We start from the raw sequence: 18,433 nt of genomic DNA, 5'->3' as shown, positions 1-18,433 counted from the left end.
ATTTTAAAACCATGAATTTTCCAACTAATGTAAAGTACACAAACGAACACGAATGGATTCGTTTCGAAGGAGAGGAAGCATACGTAGGTATAACAGATTATGCACAGACCCAGCTCGGTGACATCGTTTTCGTAGATGTTCCTACTGAGGGAGAGACACTTGAAAAAGGTGAGACATTCGGAAGTATTGAAGTAGTAAAGACTGTTTCTGATTTGTTCCTGCCTGTTGGAGGAGAAATACTTGAAGTAAATCCGGCACTTGAAGAAAATCCAGAGCTCGTGAATAAAGACCCATACGGCGAAGGTTGGATTATAAAAATCAAACCGACAGATGCTTCTGAAGCTGATGATCTGCTTGATGCCGAAGCATACAAACAGCTTATAAACGAATAGTCAAAAACTCAAAAACAAACAAATATAAACTATAAGAAGAAAAAGAATGAAACCAATAGTAAGTATCATCATGGGTAGTACTTCAGACCTGCCGGTCATGGAAAAGGCTGCCAAACTGCTTGACGAAATGCAGGTTCCTTTCGAGATTAACGCACTTTCAGCACACCGTACACCGGCCGAAGTTGAAGCATTCGCTAAAGGCGCTGCCGACAGAGGACTGAAAGTTATAATCGCTGCTGCCGGTATGGCTGCCGCACTTCCTGGAGTTATTGCCGCCAACACTACACTTCCTGTAATCGGAGTACCTATCAAAGGCTCTGTCCTTGATGGTGTTGACGCTCTTTACTCTATCATACAGATGCCTCCTGGAATACCTGTAGCAACAGTAGCCATCAACGGAGCAATGAACGCTGCAATCCTGGCAGTACAGATGATAGCACTCTCTGACGAGGAATTGGCAAAGAAGTTTGCAGCTTACAAAGAAGGCCTGAAAAACAAAATTGTAAAGGCAAACGAGGAACTGAAAGAAGTTAAATACGCATACAAGACTAATTAAATGGATTACTTCAACTATTCACGCCGAAAGGCAAACGAAGTATATGTTGGCGCCACTCCTATGGGTGGCGCTAATCCTATACGCATACAGAGCATGACCAACACCGTAACGATGGATACAGAGGCTTGTGTAGAACAGGCCAAACGTATCATCGACGCCGGTGGAGAGTATGTACGTCTCACCACTCAGGGTGTGCGCGAGGCTGAAAACATGAAGAATATTAACATCGGACTGCGCTCGCAAGGTTACAACACCCCTCTCGTAGCAGATGTACACTTCAATCCTAATGTGGCAGATGTGGCTGCACTTTATGCCGAAAAGGTACGTATCAACCCGGGTAACTATGTCGACCCAGCACGTACTTTTAAGAATCTGGAATATACTGACGAGGAATATGCACAGGAAATACAAAAGATTCGCGAGCGTTTCGTCAAATTTCTGAATATCTGTAAGGAAAATCACACTGCAATCCGCATCGGAGTAAACCACGGCTCACTGTCTGACCGTATCATGTCACGCTATGGTGATACTCCTGAAGGTATGGTAGAATCATGCATGGAGTTTCTTCGTATATGTGTGGAAGAGAAATTCAGCAATGTAGTTATCTCTATAAAAGCTTCGAACACTGTTGTAATGGTAAAGACAGTCAGACTGCTTGCACAACAGATGGAAAAGGAAGGCATGGCATTCCCTCTCCATCTTGGAGTGACAGAAGCTGGCGATGGGGAAGATGGACGTATCAAGTCTGCTCTCGGAATAGGTGCACTCCTTGCCGACGGACTCGGAGACACAATACGCGTATCGCTCAGTGAAGCTCCTGAAGCTGAAATTCCTGTAGCACGCAAACTGGTGGACTATATCATCAAACGTGAAAACCATCCTTACATTCCAGGAGCAGAAGCTGACGATTTCTGCTATACCAACCCTTCAAGACGCAAGACCAATGCAGTAGGCAATATCGGTGGCGACAACCTTCCTGTAGTAGTATCAGTACGTCTGAATGGTAACATGGACATGAACGAACAGTTCAAACCTGATTACGTATATTGCGGACAGGCTCTGCCTGAAAACAGGAGAAAGGATATCGGCTATATAGTTGACGCAAACGTTTGGAATAGCGAAGAAGGCACTTATCCTGCATTCAACACCCAGCAGATTATAGGTCTGCACCAAATCCAATCGGACATCAAATTCCTGTTTACCACATATATGGGCCTCAACGAAGAGGTTACAGCATGTCTGCGTCTGCATCCGGAAGTTGTAATTATTGCGCAAAGCAATCATCCTAACCGACTGGGCGAATACCGTGGTCTTGTTCATCAGCTTACAAGACAAGGCCTGAACAACCCAGTAATATTCTTCCAAATGTATGAAGAAAGTTCTGTAGAAGATTTACAGATAAAATCTGCAGCCGACATGGGAGCTTTAATCTTCGACGGACTGACTGACGGTATCCTGCTTTACAACAACTCATCGGCCATAGCAGATACAAAGCTTGACGAAACGGCATTTGGAATCCTTCAAGCCGGCAGAGTACGTACCTCCAAAACTGAATATATATCTTGTCCGGGATGCGGAAGAACTCTTTACGATCTTGAATCAACAATTGCCCGTATCAAGACTGCGACTTCACATCTTAAAGGTCTGAAAATAGGAATTATGGGATGTATAGTAAACGGTCCGGGAGAAATGGCAGATGCGGACTATGGTTATGTAGGGGCCGGACGCGGAAAAATCAGTCTTTACAAACGTAAGGAATGTATAGAAAAGAATATTCCTGAAGAACAGGCAGTAGAAAAACTTATAGAACTGATAAAGGCCAATGGGGATTTCCACGAAAAATAGTCACCATACATATACGATAAAAGCCTGCTAAAATTTTATTAGCAGGCTTTTATCGTATTACTCATGCAAATTCTTAATCTTTTTCTTGCGAAAATGCAGCATTTTCCGCTTCAGCAATAATCTTCTCCTCATCCCTATATTTTTCTTCCATAGGACCGAAATCCTGATCTTCAATATTGGAAGTTACATCAGTGTTTTCGCTCAAGACAACTTGTTGCTCTACATTTTCTCTTTCATGCTTGGCATTGAATATTGCATCTATAAAGATAGAATCCTTCTTTATCATATTCATAGTGGCATGTGCAGCCTCCTGCTGCGATTCCTTCTTTGAGTATCCTTTACCACTACCTCCAACAATTCCTTCAACCAATATCTGGGTATCAAAAATAGGATTCTGATATTCATCCAAAGTCTGACCAATCAACCTGAATTCTATCTCAAATTTATTCTTCTGGCTCCACTCTATCAACTTTGACTTAAAATTCACCTCTTTGCGGGATATTTTATCAATATTGATATATTGGCCTATGATACGTTCCTCCATGAATTTCTTACATGCTCTGTATCCACGGTCAAGATAAATGGCTCCGATCAATGCCTCAAAAGCATTACCGCTCATGTAGCTGTTATGTGAAGATTGCTTGGAAGAGTATTTGATAAGCTTGTCCAATCCGATATTTATAGCAATATTATTCAAGGTTTCTCTCTGTACAATTTTTGAACGTGTATTAGTAAGAAAGCCCTCTCTTTTTCCTTCGAACTTTTTATATACAATATCTGCCACTACAGCATCCAATATAGCATCTCCTAAAAACTCAAGCCTTTCGTTGTTAATCAACCTGCCTTGGGTTTTTACAGACGAGGATTTATGTAATAAAGCCTGCTTATATATTTCAATGTTACGAGGATAGAACCCTAATATTCTATAAAAACGAAAATAAGGCTCCTTTTCCTTACGGAAAAGAAGTCTTATTCTATCTGTAATATTTGCTAACACAGTTTATTCAGTGTATTTTTTAACGATTACACATGCATTGTGACCACCAAAACCAAATGTGTTGCTAAGTGCAGCACGTACTGTACGTTTCTGTGCAGTATTAAATGTGAAGTTCAAGTTATAGTCGATATTTTCATCGTTATCACCCTCTTCGTGGTTGATTGTTGGAGGTACAATATCATTCTTAACAGACAAAACACTTGCAATAGCTTCTACACCACCTGTTGCACCAAGTAAGTGACCAGTCATAGACTTAGTAGAACTAATGTTTAGTTTGTAAGCATGTTCACCGAAAACTTCCTTAATAGCTTTAACCTCAGAAACATCACCCACAGGAGTTGATGTTCCGTGAACATTGATGTAATCAATATCTTCCGGCTTCATTTCTGCATCTTCCAATGCGTTCATCATAACAAGTTTCGCACCAAGTCCTTCAGGATGTGATGCTGTAAGATGATGTGCATCAGCAGAAGCTCCGACACCTGCAAGTTCTGCATAAATCTTAGCTCCGCGAGCTTTTGCATGTTCCAATTCTTCAAGAACCAAAATACCTGCACCTTCACCCATCACAAAACCGTCACGGCTTGCACTAAACGGACGTGAAGCACGAGTAGGATCGTCATTACGTGTTGAAAGAGCATGCATTGCATTGAAACCACCTACTCCAGCTGCAAAAATTGCTGCTTCAGCACCACCTGTTACTATTATATTAGCTTTGCCTAAGCGGATATAATTGAAAGCATCGGCAATTGCATTTGATGATGAAGCACATGCTGAAGTTGTAGTGAAGTTAGGTCCATGGAAACCATACATGATTGAGATCTGTCCAGAAGCAATATCGGCAATCATTTTCGGTATAAAGAATGGACTGAATTTAGGTCCGATAGTATCTTTTGTCTGCTCATATCCACCAACTTCCTCTTCGAAAGTACGGATACCGCCTATACCGACACCTAAAATAACACCCACTTTGTTCAAATCTTCTTTTTCGACATCAATAGCAGCATCTGTCACAGCTTCTTTTGCTGCAGCAACTGCATACTGAGTATAGAGGTCCATTTTACGAGCCTCCTTACGGTCGATATAATCTGCTACATTGAAGTTTTTAACTTCACATGCAAACTGAGTCTTAAACTTTGAAGCATCAAAGTGAGTAATAGGTCCTGCCCCACTCACTCCGTTGATAAGGTTATTCCAAAATTCAGGAACAGTGTTACCAAGTGGAGTCAATGCGCCAAGACCTGTTACTACTACTCTCTTTAATTCCATAAATTAGAGAATTAATTATTTGTTTGATTCGATGTAAGAGATAGCGTCACCTACAGTCTGGATCTTTTCTGCCTGATCGTCTGGAATAGAGATACCGAATTCTTTTTCGAATTCCATGATCAACTCAACTGTATCCAAAGAGTCAGCGCCAAGATCGTTAGTGAAGCTAGCTGTTGGTACAACTTCTGATTCTTCTACACCCAATTTATCAACGATAATTTTCTGTACTTTTGATGCAATTTCAGACATAATTCTAATTTTTTTAAGTTTATAAAATTGTTTTTTGATTAAATATTCGCTGCAAAGGAATAAATATTTCTTGTTTTCACCAAATATTCAGTGAAATAAATGCACTTTTCTGCACAAAAACATACACTTTGTGCAAAAAACTAACAAATAAAACTTGAAAAAACTGTTTTTTATTCTTTTCGAAGCTTATAATTACCCCTTATTTTTTCAAAATCCTCCGGATGAGACAATAGGATACTGCAATCATTTTTAGGATTATAGCATGAAAGAATATCATCTTTATTATTTATAATGTCTTCTTTTCCTAAATCTTCATCCAAAGACAAATTTATATCTATATCAAGATGAAAAAACTCACATAAAGACTTTAAAGTCATAATTGTAGCATTAAGCTTTCCATCTGATGAATACCCTGCGATATGAGGCGTACCTACGTATACTTTGTGAAGTAAATCCAAATTTATATGTGGCTCATTCTCCCAGACATCAATAATCGCTTCAGATACTCTCTTTTCATTTATCGCATCAAGTATGGCAGAAGTGTCAACCACTTCACCTCTGGAAGTATTGATTATAACAGGCTTTTTCCGAAGAGAAGCAAAAAAGTCCTTATCCGCCAAATGAAAAGTTTTATATTTACCTTCTTTTATTAAAGGTGTGTGAAAAGTTATAATATCACATTCAGCGGCTATGGTGTTCAAATCTACAAATCCACTTTCCCCGTTATCCTTCCTAGGCGGGTCATTCAGCATAATCTTCATTCCAAGTTTTTTTGCCAGCGACATTATTCTGGAACCGACGTGACCTACGCCTATTATTCCTATACATGCATTTTCAAGTTTTAGTCCTTTCTCTTCTTTCAACAGAGTAAGAACAGCATGCACATATTGTTCAACAGCACCGGCATTGCATCCCGGACAATTTTTCCAGACTATTCCGGCTTTATTACAAAACTCAGTATCAATATGATCGAAACCTATTGTAGCAGTTCCTATGAATTTGACACTACTACCTTCCAGAAGTTGCCTGTCACATCTTGTCCTTGTCCTCGTTATAAGCGCATCAGCGTCCTTTACGGTTTCTGAATTTATTTCATTACCTGGCATATACACCACATTATCCGTAATCTTCGACAAGGTTTCTCTTATATAAGGAATTTTATTGTCAACAACTATTTTCATCTTTTACCCCTAATTATACCTATAATGCCTGCATGTCATTCAGCCTTTTATAGTAACCATTTTTCTGAAGCAATTCTTCATGCTTTCCGCTTTCAACTATTCTACCTTCGTATAAAACATATATTGTATTTGCATTCTTTATAGTAGAAAGCCTGTGTGCTATGGCAATGGTAGTACGTGTCTTCATCAGTCTTTCCAAAGCCTCCTGTACCAGTCTTTCACTTTCAGTGTCAAGTGCCGAGGTAGCCTCATCCAAAATAAGTATTGGAGGATTTTTCAGAATAGCTCTTGCTATTGATATTCTCTGACGCTGTCCTCCGGAAAGACGACATCCTCTGTCACCGATATTAGTATTATATCCTTCCTCTGTTTCCATTATGAAATCGTGCGCATTCGCTATTTTAGCAGCTTCAATCACTTGCTCCATTGTAGCGTTTTCCACACCAAAAGTGATATTGTTGAAGAATGAATCGTTAAACAAAATAGCTTCCTGGTTTACATTTCCTATAAGTGAACGCAAATCCTTTACTGCCAGATCCTTCACATCTACACCATCTATCCTTACCTGCCCCTTCTGTACATCATGGAATCGAGGTATCAAGTCAACCAGAGTTGATTTACCCGAACCACTTTGTCCTACCAGTGCAATAGTTTCTCCTTTCTTTATTTTCAGATTTATTTCATGCAATACCTCATTCTCGCCATAGCTGAAAGATATATTATCGAATGTAATATCGCTTTTCAGTTCATCTATGTGTACTGGGTTTTCTTTCTCTACGATATTGTTTTTTGCATTCAGAATTTTATTAACTCTTTCCATTGAAGCCAGCCCTTTCGGTATACTATAACCAGCCTTTGAAAACTCTTTCAAAGGATTTATCACACTGTAAAGTATAACCATATAGAATATGAAAGTTGGTGCATCTATCGTAGATTTGTCTCCTAATATAAGTGATCCCCCGAACCATAAAACTATGACAATCAGTATTGTACCAAGAAATTCACTCATAGGGTGAGCCAATGCCTGACGGGTTGCGACCTTATTGGTAGCCTGTCTGAACTCATTGCTGCATTTATTGAAACGACTTATCATTTTTTCTTCTGCCACAAATGCTTTTATGATTCTTAATCCTCCAAGAGTTTCTTCCAGTTGTGACATGGTTTCACTCCATTTATCCTGGGCTTCAAGGGACTGTCTTTTCAGTTTTCTACCAACTTGTCCCATTACCCATCCCATAGTAGGTAATACCAACAGAGTAAATACAGTCAGTTGCCAGCTGGTTATGAAAAGTGTAGTAAAGTATGAAATTATCAATATCGGATTTTTCAGAAGCATATCCAAAGAGCTGGTTATAGAATTCTCTATTTCAGAAACGTCACCACTCATTCTTGCAATAATATCACCTTTTCTCTCCGACGAAAAGAAATTTAATGGCAGATACATTATTTTAGAATACACCAATGTTCTTATATCACGCACAACGCCTGTTCGCAATGGAATCATGACAGCCGATGAGCCGAAATAGCATGCAGTCTTCAACATAGTCATTCCTGCCAAAAACAAGCCCAGCCACAATAATGTATTCGATGAACCATATATTTCTATAAGATGAGATACGTAATAATAGAAATTATTCACAGCAACATCTTTCAACGGAGCACTTCCCCATTCCATAAATTCATATACCTTGTTTCCTCCATCAGTTTTGAACAAGATATTCAGTATAGGAATCAATAGAGAAAATGAAAACACATTAAATATAGCCGACAATATATTGAGCATTACAGCCCAGGCTACAAATCTCTTGTAAGGTGAAACAAATCGCTTAAGTAAATTGAAAAATTCTTTCATCAGGAGATAAATTCTTTATTATTAAAATTAATCCATTAGTCTTTATTTTCTTCTTTAAACCATGATGCATACATCAAATATCCGTTTGCTATTTTTTGGTTTAACTCCTTACTCTGTTCAGGATCCACTTTTTTTATGAATTTAGCCGGAACCCCTCCCCATAGTGTATGTGGCTCTATTACAGTATTAGCCAAAACCAGAGCTCCAGCTGCAACAATAGCCCCTTCACCCACAACAACATGATCCAAAAGTGTAGATCCCATACCGATAAGAGCATTATCCTTTACACAAGCACCATGTAATGTAACATTATGTCCGATTGATACATCATTACCTATTTCCACTACAGATTTTTCGTACAATGTATGCAATACAGTACCATCTTGAATATTCACCCTATCACCAATACGAATAGAATTCACATCACCTCTCAATACAGTATTGAACCATACACTACAATCATCTCCCATTATTACATCACCTATTATTGTAGCATTATCTGCAAGGTAACAGTTTTTACCCATTTTAGGTTTATATCCTCTTACTGATTTTATTAGTGCCATATATATAAAATAAATCTTGTGTGGCAAAAGTACTAATTAATTCTTTTATCTTAAGTTTATACTCATTTATTTTCCACAATATACATATTTCTTTATCTATTTATATTATCTAAGAGTTTTATTATTAAATATTTTAAAAATTATAGTAGATATTTTTGCTATTAAAGAAAAATATTTCTACATTTGCACAGAAGTTAATGGAAATATTTGTTTATTTGTTTTACATATTAAATAACCCGTATCTATTTAATCGTTTTTTTTAACCTGAAAATTAAGGAAACTATTCTATTCTAAGAAAAAAATCACATTCACTTGTTTTTCATTCATTTAAAAAAAAACGTTGCCCGTTGATGGGCAGCGTTTTTTGCTTTATAAATATGGAACTTTATTTTGTCTGTACATACCCCTCATCTATCAGGATTTCTATAATTCTCTGCTTGAATTCTCCCTGAATTATTATTTCATCATCTTTTACCGAGCCTCCTACTCCACACTTAGTTTTCAAGATTCTTCCTAAATTCTTCAAGTCATCCTCAGTTCCTACAAATCCTTTTACCAATGTAACAGTTTTACCACCACGTCCTTTTTTCTCTATCGAAACTCTTAATCTCTGATTTTTTTTATCAATAGTCTCTATATCTTCATTATCATCAGTCTGATAATTAAAGTCCGGATTTGTAGAATAAACTATATTCAACCTTTCTTTCCAATCATTATTTTTCATTTTCTTCTAGTGTTTAATTTCAACCAAAGATATAAACTTTTTCTATATTATGTGTGCGTTTCCAAATAAATAGACTAATTTTGCAATTAACAGTTAAGTTTTATTTATGTCATGACAGCACCAGTTCATAAAATATCGGATAAAGTACCTGAACCAACACTCCGCCGTTTACCTTGGTATTTGTCTTGTGCAAAACTGATGAGAAGCCAAGGAGAAAAGCACGTATCATCCACACAAATTTCAAGACAAATAAATATAGACGCATCACAAGTTGCAAAAGACTTGTCGTATGTAGCTGTCTCTGGACGTACTCGTGTAGGTTATGACATTGACTGTCTTATAAATGTATTGGAAGATTTTCTTGGGTTTACAAACATACACAAAGCTTATCTGTTTGGTGTCGGTAGCCTGGGAGCAGCATTGCTTCAGGATACAGGCCTTTCACATTTTGGACTTGAAATAGTAGGAGCATTTGACATCGATCCCCAAAAGACAGGCTCCAGTATAGCGGGAATACCTATTTATCATACAGATGAATTTCCTGAGATAATAAAAAAATCGGATGTCAATATAGGTATTCTCACAGTACCTATCAGTATCGCCCAAAAAATCACAGACTATATGATAGAGGGAGGCATAAAGGCTGTATGGAACTTTACCCCGTTCAGAATCCGTGTTCCAGAAGGAATTGTTGTCCAGAACACATCATTGTATGCCCATCTAGCCGTTATGTTCAACCGTCTGAATGAAGAATTAAAGTAATCATTAATATGAAGATTATAGCTATCGGGATGAACTATCCCCTCCACTGCAAAGAACTACATGCCGACGAGGCACTTCCTAAAGAACCGGTAATTTTCATGAAACCGGATTCTGCTCTCCTCAAGGACAGCAAACCTTTTTTTATTCCTGATTTTTCACAACAGATAGACTACGAGACAGAACTCGTGGTACGTATAAACAGACTGGGAAAGAACATTTCCGAACGATTCGCGCATAGATACTATGATGCAGTTACCGTAGGAATAGATTTTACAGCACGCGACCTGCAAAGAAAGTTCCGCTCCGAAGGAAAACCTTGGGAACTTTGCAAAGGCTTCGACAACTCTGCCGCAATAGGCAACTGGGTAGATATAGAAAAATTCAGAGACATACAGGACATACATTTCCACCTTGACATAGACGGAAAGACCGTACAGACTGGGCACACACGTGATATGCTGTTCGGAGTGGACAGAATAATAGCTTACGTAAGTCAGTTCTGCACATTAAAAATAGGTGACTTGCTATTTACCGGCACTCCCGTAGGAGTAGGTCCTGTAAATATAGACAATCACCTGGAAGGTTATCTTGAAAACGAAAAAGTATTAGATTTTTACATACGATGAAGATTAGAGTAGGATTTGGTTTTGATGTCCACCGTCTGGTTCCTGACAGAGAACTGTGGCTTGGTGGAATAAAGTTAGAACATGAACTTGGATTGTTGGGACACTCTGATGCCGATGTTCTGATACATGCAATCTGCGATGCTCTTCTAGGAGCTGCCAACATGCGCGATATAGGATTTCACTTTCCTGACAATGCAGGAGAGTTCAAGAATATAGACAGTAAGATACTCCTTGCACGTACCGTAAAACTGATTTCTGAAAAAGGTTATACCATAGGAAACATCGACGCTACCGTATGCGCCGAACGTCCGAAACTAAAAGCCAGAATACCAGAAATGCAGGAAGTCTTAGCCGGTGTTATGGGTATAGACACTGACGATGTCTCTATAAAAGCTACTACAACAGAAAAGCTTGGATTCACTGGGCGCGAAGAAGGCATTTCAGCATACGCTACTGTCCTTATAGAGAAACATTGATTTTTCAGAAAATGATTAAATATTGTTTATCCCCTGTTTAGATACCGTTTAGAGAATAATAATTAAACGGTATCTAAACAGGGGATAAATATTTCTTAAATACTTTTCTAAAAGAGGAGTATACCCTGCATATTCTATAAAATAAGTCCAAGAGTAAGCATTATTCCGAAGATAAGCATATTTCTTGATGTCTCGCCCAAAATCATATTAAGAGCCTTACCCTTATTTATCTTTGCCATCTTTACTGTAGTCATAATATGCATTACCAGATAGAACTGTGGGAAAAGCACCGCATATATTTTTCCTATAGTAAGAAAATAAAAACAAAGCCAACAAGCCACGAGCCCAAGAAGGAAATACAGTATCAACCCTGCCTTTGCCCCGAATCGCACCACAACAGTCTTCTTTCCACTTATCGCATCCTGATCCCTGTCGCGAAAATTGTTTATCATCAGCAATGTATCTATTATAAGTCCGCAAGCCAACGAGGCAACCGTAACGGAAGTATTCCACCCATGAGCCATCACATAATATGTACACCCAACAGGAACAAATCCAAAAAATACCAGTACCAGAATATCACCCCATCCATGATATGCCAAAGGATAAGGACCGGCTGTATAAAGAAAAGCGAATATTATACATGCCATTCCTATCGGTATCAGCTCCCATCCTCCATAATTCAATAAAGACAGCCCTACTACTGCTGCCAGAACTGTAATTACTGCAATACCAGCCTTCATCGCCTTCGGAGAAATCCAACCTTGGGCGCAAGCCCGTTCCGGTCCGAGCCGATCTTCCCTATCTGTCCCTTTCAGAAAATCAAAAAGATCATTAATGAAATTAGCGTCAATCTGCATCAGGAATGCAAACAGAAAGCATAGTACAGCAGGTACAACATCAAAATGACCATATATATATGCCAAGGCGCACCCCAACATTACGGGGATTGCAGCTCCAGTCAGAGTTTTTGGACGTGCTGCAAGAAACCATGCCTTAATAGAATTAGTTTTTACCATGATAATCTTTTAATGAATATTGCCGCAAAGTTAGTATATAAAATGCTACTTTTGCGTATATATCAAACCGAATTATTCATTTATGAAAAAATTAGCCATACTCAGTCCGATATTCCTTGTCATCTCTTTATTACTGACATCATGTGCTACAGCATCATTTTCACGATACAAGGGGATAGGGCGGATAAAGACATACCATATTTCATCAAAGGACTTGCCTGAGAATTTTAATGGGTTCAGGATAGCATTTGCTACTGATTTCCATTACGAAAGCAGATTTTCCCACAAGCGCCTTCACTCTCTGGTTGAAGCCATTCAGTCATTGGATGCAGACATACTACTGTTGGGAGGCGACTACAGAGGACGCAATGGAGGAAATCTGGACGAGCTATTCTCTGCATTGAATCGCATAAAGACACCATTTGGAACATTTGCAGTAATGGGTAACCATGAACACGGCGAAAACGATACACTCACACGCATGACAATGTCCCGTACAGGAGTCAGACTACTTGAACACACTACAGATACAATCTATAAAGGTGATAATTTTATATTGATAACAGGAATAAGAAATCCGTTCGATCTGAAGAGTAATGGCATCTCACCCACTTTATCACTTAATCCGGAAGACTTTGTAATAATGCTCACACATACCCCGGACTATGTAGAGGATACTGACATCAGCAACACAGACCTGGCCCTTGCAGGACATACACACGGCGGTCAGATCAGTCTTTTCAACAGATGGACACCAGCAAAATTTTCAAAATACAGCAACCGTTTTCTTACCGGTAAAAAATACAATTCCAGAGGAATTCCCATTATCATAAGTAATGGATTGGGGACATCACGAAAGGACATAAGAATATTTACTCCAAGCGAGGTTGTACTTATTATTCTGGAAACAGAAAAATAAAATTTAATGACATTCACTCCTGTCATAAAATAATGAGCTCACTTTTTTACAATAAATATGTATAATGAAACATTAACTTAGTATTTTTGCAGGTAGAAAACTATATGCATATCCCAATGAAAAAAACTTTTATATCAAACAGGTTTACGCTTATCTTTTACATTTCAGCCGTATTTCTATTCAATACAATTTTCCCCAGCAAAGTTAAATCTCAAAATATGTCGCAGCTCATCTACTGCGAGGATACCACATTTTCATCGTCAGAAGTTCGCGAACTTAAGTTGAGATTCCGTAATATGAATTTTTTCAGGAACAACGAATATAAAGGTAAACTTGTAAAAGGCTACACACTGCCCGGGCTATGGATTCTTCCATCGGTATCATATCAGCCACTAAAATCGTTAAAGATCGAAGCCGGTGCATATATGTTAAGATATTGGGGTGAAAACCAATATCCAAATACTCACTATTCTAACCTACCCGGACACGAATCTGAAAATGTACAAAGTGCATTCCACGCTGTTCCATTTTTCCGTATACATTACGCACCTAACCCTAAAATATCATTAGTATTGGGAAACATATATGGAAGAAACAACCATAATCTGATAGAACCATTATATAATAAGGAAATGGTTATGACATCCGACCCAGAAGCCGGAGTACAATTTTTATGCAATCTACGTCACTTCAACATGGATATGTGGATAAACTGGGAAAGCTTTATTTTTCAAGGAGACAACCGTCAGGAAGAATTTACTTTTGGTATATCATCCAAAATAAAAACCAATTCGCCTTCACTTGAGAAAAGCAGTACCCACGTATATTTTCCACTACAACTCATTTTCAAACATCAGGGAGGCGAAATAAATACCTCAGCAACAGTACGCAACGTCAAGACATGGCTCAATGCTGCTACAGGTATAGGTATGGACATAAAAATGCCTTTCCGAAATTTCAGGAAACTGAATATCGAAGCAGATATTACATACTATGCACAGCAAAAAGGGGATATATTTCCTTTCAACAATGGATATGGCATATATGGTAAAACTGATTTTGACATCAGGTACTTCCGCCTTCATGCCGGTTACTGGCAATGCCATAATTTCGTTTCTTTAATGGGAAATCCATTGTTCGGAACTGTATCTTTATCAAACAAGAACCTAGTTTATAATAATCCTAAAACCGCTTTTCTAAGCTTGGAATATTCTCATCAAATAAGCAAAGGATTTGCCTTAGGTGTACATGCAGATATCTACAACACATTCTCTGTAAATTCTACATCCACCAATACAGGCGAAAATGGAGAAACTGTTAAAATCACTACAAAAGAACCTAACTCAATAAGCTTTATAGCAGGTATATACCTTAGAACAGATTTCAGCTTTCTTATAAAACGACTCTGAATATAAACAGAAAAGGTTCACTCGAAAGTGAACCTTTTTGCTCTTCAGGTTGGACTTGAACCAACGACCCTCTGATTAACAGTCAGATGCTCTAACCGACTGAGCTACTGAAGAAGGTTGTTTTCTCGATTGCGGTGCAAAGATACTAGCTTGTTTTGAATTATGCAAGACCTTTGACGAAAAAATTATAAAAATATTTCATTTTCTACATTTACCAGTGCTTTATGTAGCATAAATACAATATCTTTCTGCCTTCCCTTGACGAAATTAAGTTAAATATTAAAGTATTTCTGTTGCTGAAAACAGAATAATGCTTTTCTTTGCATAATATATTAATGACACATTATAATATTAATAAATGTAAACAATAAAATCACATGAATACCAAAAAAACTCTTTTTGCAGCTTTCGCCATACTTATAAGCATGGGACTGTTAAGTTTCAAAGGCGATGACCGTAACTTCAAAATTGCAAAGAATCTCGATCTGTTCAACTCCATATTCAAGGAACTGGATATGTTTTATGTTGATACGGTAGATGTAGAAAAGATGATACAGAACGGAGTAAACGGTATGTTGGCTCTGACAGACCCCTATACAGAATATTATCCTGAAGAAGAAGTAAGTAGTCTGAAAGAGATGATTACCGGTAAATACGGAGGTATTGGAGCTGCAATCAGATACTACGAAGCAAGCGACCGCATAGTTATAGTAGAACCAACAGAAGGTATGCCTGCAGCTGAATCAGGAGTCAAAGCAGGGGATATAATTCTGGAAGTAGGTGGAAAGGAAATGCTTCGTGGCAACTTGAAACCACAAGAATTTTCAAACAAGGTCAGCAATGCGTTAAGAGGTGAACCTGGGACATCATTTGTACTAAAAGTACTCCGCCCAATGCAAAACGACAGTACAGAAATTGAGTTCAAAATAACAAGAAAAAGCATTCGAACAAATCCAGTACCATATTACGGTATTGTACGCGACAGCATCGGTTATATAGCTCTTCAAAGCTTCACAGACAACTGCTCTAAGGATTTCAAGAAAGCATTCATAGAATTAAAACAGAAAGGAGCAAAATCACTTATTATTGATCTGAGAGACAACGGTGGAGGTTCATTATCCGAAGCTGTAGACATTGTCGGTTTATTCGTACCTAAAGGCCAGGAAGTGGTTTACACCAAAGGAAAAATAAAACAAGCTGAAAATTCATTTAAAACACGATTTGAACCTGTTGATACTGAAATTCCACTTGTTGTACTTGTAAACGGAGCATCAGCATCTGCCTCTGAAATCCTCAGCGGATCACTGCAAGACCTTGATCGTGCAGTAATAGTAGGAAACCGCACATACGGAAAAGGACTTGTCCAGACTACACGCCCGCTTCCATACAATGGAACTCTGAAAGTCACTACATCTAAATACTATATTCCAAGCGGAAGATGTATTCAGGCAATAGATTATTCCAAGAAAAGCGCCGACGGTTCTGTGGCACGCACTCCGGACAGCCTCACAAACGTATTCCATACAGCAATAGGCCGTGAAGTACGCGATGGCGGAGGTATTCGTCCTGATATTGAGGTAAAAGCACCAAAGTTCCCTAACATCATTTTCTATCTGATGAATGAAGATATAATATTCGATTATGCCACACAATATTGCTGGACACACCAAGCACCAGCTTCTGTAGCAGACTTCAAACTGACAGACAAAGACTACGAAGACTTCAAAAGCATGGTAAAATCCCGTAATTTCACCTACGATCGCCAAAGCGAAAAAATGCTTAAATCATTAAAGGAAATGGCAGAATTCGAAGGATATATGGATGGTGCTAAAGATGAGTTCGCCGCACTCGAAAAGAAACTCAACCACAATCTGGATCGCGATCTTGAAACATTCAAAAAACAAATTATCGAATATCTTTCGCAAGAAATTATTACCAGATATTTCTATCAGCGTGGAGCAGCAATGGAACGCCTAAAAGACGATGCAGATTTTGAAAGTGCTGTAAAGGTTCTTAAAGACTCAAACAAATACAAGAAGATCCTTTCTGTTATAGAAGAAAAATAAAAAATACAATAATAACATACACGAGGCTGTCTCAAAAATGAGACAGCCTCGTTTTTATTATAACATCTCACTATTTATAAAATCACTATCGCTACATTTTCTCAATTTAATTGAATATTTTTGTATGCTTAACATCTAGAATTTAATATATGGAAACAAATTTATCTTTTATCGATACTAGTTGCAATATTCGTAAAGTAGCAAACATCTCCGATTTAAGGAAAATAATATCAGATTCTCATAATAACGATAAAACATTAAAGAATCTGGATTTGACAGCAGTCAATATAAGAAATATTGACATGGGGGGACTAATAATTGAGAATGTAATATTTGGTTATTACAACGTAGAACGTCAAAGTCCTAAAGTAATATTCAATGTAAACTTCAAAGGTTGTAAATTTAATAATGTAAGTTTTGCACAATGCAAACTTATTAGATGTAATTTTGACACTTACAAAATCAGTGTAAAAGAACAACAAAAAGAAAATATAAATTATAATACTCTACGAGACAAAAAAGACGAAATAATAATTACAGAAATAAATAATACAGACTTTTTTCTTTGTGAATTTGAGTTTTGTCGCTTCAGAAATGCACTAATAAATATTGCTGATTTCAGATATACTTCACTGGTTAATTGTTCGCTTGGAGGATGCAAGATAAAATATGGAGATTTCTATATGGCAGCTTTTAAAGGTACAACAAGTTTCACAGAATGTAAATTTATGCGTTGCAGTATAACAAATACCGTTTTTGAATACAACTGCCTTCGTATGAATTCTATTGAGGGGTTAATACAAGAATTTTATTCAGATTATAGCGAAAAACTTATATGTAATCCCCATTGGCACAAACAAAACCCATGTGCAGATTTTAGTTATCTAAACGAAGGAGAAGACAAGGGTAATACAGTAAAGAGTAAAGAATTTGTAAGAACAGAAGCTAGTGCTGTTTATGCTCAATTAAGCGGTTATTATTCAGGTAAAGGACTATTCAGGGATGCAAATAAGGCTTATGAACGAGCGAAAATAAATGAAGCTTGGGCAAACCTATACTCTATAATAAATAACTGTAAATCCATACTAAATAGTTTAAGGAACAAAAACAATCATCATAAGTGTTCAGAAGCAAAGATTATATCAGGTAATATCATATCTCTATTGGGATTCATTTTCAGCTGGATGTTCGGATTCGGATTCAAGATAAGAACAGTATTATTCTGGTTCATAATAATTGTAGTAGGATATATGGCTGCCTTACATTTTAGAACAGAGGGTTGCCTGAATTGGCAAATAGAACTGGCATATAGTCTTAATAACACAATGGGACCTTTCGATAAATTTACAAATATATTCAAGGACGATTTAATGGCTTGTCTACAGACAACATCAGGAATTTTGTTGGTGGGATTTATGGGATTCGTACTTGCCAACAGAATAAGAAATAATTATTAATCTGTATAAACGCAAGAATCCCCGAAGTATCTCTACCTCGGGGATCTCTCATCTAAAACGGCGACTACCTA

General features: G+C 37.7%; 18 protein-coding genes and 1 tRNA gene. 10 read left to right on the top strand and 9 right to left on the bottom strand.

From position 1 onward, the window contains the following. Positions 1–11 precede the first annotated feature (11 nt). From gcvH to Q0486_RS15700, 3 genes are read left to right on the top strand one after another with little or no spacing between them, the layout of a single operon-like run. Entirely contained in the window at positions 12–392 is a 381-nt protein-coding gene (gene gcvH, locus Q0486_RS15710; RefSeq protein ID WP_235328964.1) for a glycine cleavage system protein GcvH, read from the top strand. A gap of 46 nt (positions 393–438) precedes the next feature. Further along, a complete protein-coding gene (purE, locus tag Q0486_RS15705; RefSeq protein ID WP_154043105.1) occupies positions 439–948 on the top strand; it encodes a 5-(carboxyamino)imidazole ribonucleotide mutase in 510 nt (169 codons plus the stop codon). Further along, positions 949–2,793: a 4-hydroxy-3-methylbut-2-en-1-yl diphosphate synthase gene (locus tag Q0486_RS15700; protein ID WP_299235561.1), complete on the top strand. Its 1,845-nt coding sequence runs from the start codon at positions 949–951 to the stop codon at positions 2,791–2,793. A 73-nt stretch (positions 2,794–2,866) separates the two neighbouring features. Here Q0486_RS15700 and rnc read toward each other — a convergent pair whose 3' ends face one another. From rnc to Q0486_RS15665, 7 genes are all read right to left on the bottom strand, one after another. Next, positions 2,867–3,790 (bottom strand): ribonuclease III, encoded by a 924-nt coding sequence (gene rnc / locus Q0486_RS15695; protein ID WP_299235559.1) that lies wholly within the window; start codon positions 3,788–3,790, stop codon positions 2,867–2,869. 3 nt (positions 3,791–3,793) lie between these two features. Next, entirely contained in the window at positions 3,794–5,059 is a 1,266-nt protein-coding gene (gene fabF / locus Q0486_RS15690; protein ID WP_299235557.1) for a beta-ketoacyl-ACP synthase II, read from the bottom strand. Between the two features lie 15 nt (positions 5,060–5,074). Beyond that, positions 5,075–5,308 carry an acyl carrier protein gene (locus Q0486_RS15685; RefSeq protein ID WP_154043091.1) on the bottom strand — a complete coding sequence of 78 codons (234 nt, stop codon included), beginning with the start codon at positions 5,306–5,308 and terminating at the stop codon, positions 5,075–5,077. A gap of 170 nt (positions 5,309–5,478) precedes the next feature. Continuing rightward, complete coding sequence (gene pdxB, locus Q0486_RS15680) at positions 5,479–6,489, bottom strand: 4-phosphoerythronate dehydrogenase PdxB (RefSeq protein ID WP_299235555.1); 1,011 nt, start codon at positions 6,487–6,489, stop codon at positions 5,479–5,481. A gap of 19 nt (positions 6,490–6,508) precedes the next feature. Next, positions 6,509–8,341: an ABC transporter ATP-binding protein gene (locus Q0486_RS15675; RefSeq protein ID WP_299235519.1), complete on the bottom strand. Its 1,833-nt coding sequence runs from the start codon at positions 8,339–8,341 to the stop codon at positions 6,509–6,511. Positions 8,342–8,376: 35 nt separating this feature from the next. Then, positions 8,377–8,904 carry a gamma carbonic anhydrase family protein gene (locus tag Q0486_RS15670; protein WP_299235516.1) on the bottom strand — a complete coding sequence of 176 codons (528 nt, stop codon included), beginning with the start codon at positions 8,902–8,904 and terminating at the stop codon, positions 8,377–8,379. 385 nt (positions 8,905–9,289) lie between these two features. Beyond that, positions 9,290–9,628, bottom strand: coding sequence for a translation initiation factor (locus Q0486_RS15665; RefSeq protein WP_299235510.1), 339 nt, complete (start codon positions 9,626–9,628; stop codon positions 9,290–9,292). Positions 9,629–9,739: 111 nt separating this feature from the next. Between Q0486_RS15665 and Q0486_RS15660 the strand changes: the two genes are divergently transcribed. The 3 genes from Q0486_RS15660 to ispF are packed head-to-tail and all read left to right on the top strand — an operon-like array spanning position 9,740 to position 11,492. Beyond that, positions 9,740–10,390, top strand: coding sequence for a redox-sensing transcriptional repressor Rex (locus Q0486_RS15660; RefSeq protein ID WP_299235508.1), 651 nt, complete (start codon positions 9,740–9,742; stop codon positions 10,388–10,390). Positions 10,391–10,398: 8 nt separating this feature from the next. Continuing rightward, positions 10,399–11,016 (top strand): fumarylacetoacetate hydrolase family protein, encoded by a 618-nt coding sequence (locus Q0486_RS15655; protein ID WP_299235506.1) that lies wholly within the window; start codon positions 10,399–10,401, stop codon positions 11,014–11,016. Beyond that, positions 11,013–11,492, top strand: coding sequence for a 2-C-methyl-D-erythritol 2,4-cyclodiphosphate synthase (gene ispF, locus Q0486_RS15650; protein ID WP_299235503.1), 480 nt, complete (start codon positions 11,013–11,015; stop codon positions 11,490–11,492). Before Q0486_RS15655 ends, ispF begins: the two co-directional genes overlap by 4 nt. Before the next feature lie 134 nt (positions 11,493–11,626). Here ispF and Q0486_RS15645 read toward each other — a convergent pair whose 3' ends face one another. Then, positions 11,627–12,517, bottom strand: a complete 891-nt coding sequence (locus Q0486_RS15645; RefSeq protein ID WP_299235581.1) for a 1,4-dihydroxy-2-naphthoate polyprenyltransferase — start codon at positions 12,515–12,517, stop codon at positions 11,627–11,629. Between the two features lie 76 nt (positions 12,518–12,593). On the opposite strand from Q0486_RS15645, the gene Q0486_RS15640 reads away from it, so the two are divergent. Then, the gene (locus tag Q0486_RS15640; protein ID WP_299235500.1) at positions 12,594–13,430 is read left to right on the top strand and encodes a metallophosphoesterase; all 837 of its coding nucleotides are present in this window, start codon (positions 12,594–12,596) and stop codon (positions 13,428–13,430) included. Between the two features lie 218 nt (positions 13,431–13,648). Next, positions 13,649–14,839 (top strand): hypothetical protein, encoded by a 1,191-nt coding sequence (locus Q0486_RS15635; RefSeq protein WP_299235497.1) that lies wholly within the window; start codon positions 13,649–13,651, stop codon positions 14,837–14,839. Between the two features lie 40 nt (positions 14,840–14,879). Here Q0486_RS15635 and Q0486_RS15630 read toward each other — a convergent pair. Beyond that, positions 14,880–14,953, bottom strand: a tRNA-Asn gene (locus Q0486_RS15630). A 263-nt stretch (positions 14,954–15,216) separates the two neighbouring features. Here Q0486_RS15630 and Q0486_RS15625 point away from each other — a divergent pair. Next, positions 15,217–16,905 carry a S41 family peptidase gene (locus Q0486_RS15625; protein ID WP_299235494.1) on the top strand — a complete coding sequence of 563 codons (1,689 nt, stop codon included), beginning with the start codon at positions 15,217–15,219 and terminating at the stop codon, positions 16,903–16,905. 149 nt (positions 16,906–17,054) lie between these two features. Continuing rightward, entirely contained in the window at positions 17,055–18,362 is a 1,308-nt protein-coding gene (locus Q0486_RS15620) for a pentapeptide repeat-containing protein (RefSeq protein ID WP_299235491.1), read from the top strand. Positions 18,363–18,433 lie beyond the last annotated feature (71 nt).

The organism is uncultured Bacteroides sp. (assembly GCF_937912035.1).
Taxonomy (GTDB): domain Bacteria; phylum Bacteroidota; class Bacteroidia; order Bacteroidales; family Bacteroidaceae; genus Phocaeicola.
This window is presented reverse-complemented; position numbering and strand designations above follow the sequence as displayed.

What these genes read in the sequence shown, in the direction of transcription:
- Q0486_RS15620 (WP_299235491.1), top strand. Translation starts at nt 17,055, where the DNA reads ATGGAAACAAATTTATCTTTTATCGATACTAGTTGCAATATTCGTAAA.
- Q0486_RS15640 (WP_299235500.1), top strand. Translation starts at nt 12,594, where the DNA reads ATGAAAAAATTAGCCATACTCAGTCCGATATTCCTTGTCATCTCTTTA.
- Q0486_RS15675 (WP_299235519.1), bottom strand. Translation starts at nt 8,341, where the DNA reads ATGAAAGAATTTTTCAATTTACTTAAGCGATTTGTTTCACCTTACAAG.
- Q0486_RS15660 (WP_299235508.1), top strand. Translation starts at nt 9,740, where the DNA reads ATGACAGCACCAGTTCATAAAATATCGGATAAAGTACCTGAACCAACA.
- Q0486_RS15700 (WP_299235561.1), top strand. Translation starts at nt 949, where the DNA reads ATGGATTACTTCAACTATTCACGCCGAAAGGCAAACGAAGTATATGTT.
- Q0486_RS15665 (WP_299235510.1), bottom strand. Translation starts at nt 9,628, where the DNA reads ATGAAAAATAATGATTGGAAAGAAAGGTTGAATATAGTTTATTCTACA.
- Q0486_RS15685 (WP_154043091.1), bottom strand. Translation starts at nt 5,308, where the DNA reads ATGTCTGAAATTGCATCAAAAGTACAGAAAATTATCGTTGATAAATTG.
- Q0486_RS15655 (WP_299235506.1), top strand. Translation starts at nt 10,399, where the DNA reads ATGAAGATTATAGCTATCGGGATGAACTATCCCCTCCACTGCAAAGAA.
- gcvH (WP_235328964.1), top strand. Translation starts at nt 12, where the DNA reads ATGAATTTTCCAACTAATGTAAAGTACACAAACGAACACGAATGGATT.
- Q0486_RS15635 (WP_299235497.1), top strand. Translation starts at nt 13,649, where the DNA reads ATGTCGCAGCTCATCTACTGCGAGGATACCACATTTTCATCGTCAGAA.
- pdxB (WP_299235555.1), bottom strand. Translation starts at nt 6,489, where the DNA reads ATGAAAATAGTTGTTGACAATAAAATTCCTTATATAAGAGAAACCTTG.
- ispF (WP_299235503.1), top strand. Translation starts at nt 11,013, where the DNA reads ATGAAGATTAGAGTAGGATTTGGTTTTGATGTCCACCGTCTGGTTCCT.
- Q0486_RS15670 (WP_299235516.1), bottom strand. Translation starts at nt 8,904, where the DNA reads ATGGCACTAATAAAATCAGTAAGAGGATATAAACCTAAAATGGGTAAA.
- Q0486_RS15625 (WP_299235494.1), top strand. Translation starts at nt 15,217, where the DNA reads ATGAATACCAAAAAAACTCTTTTTGCAGCTTTCGCCATACTTATAAGC.
- fabF (WP_299235557.1), bottom strand. Translation starts at nt 5,059, where the DNA reads ATGGAATTAAAGAGAGTAGTAGTAACAGGTCTTGGCGCATTGACTCCA.
- purE (WP_154043105.1), top strand. Translation starts at nt 439, where the DNA reads ATGAAACCAATAGTAAGTATCATCATGGGTAGTACTTCAGACCTGCCG.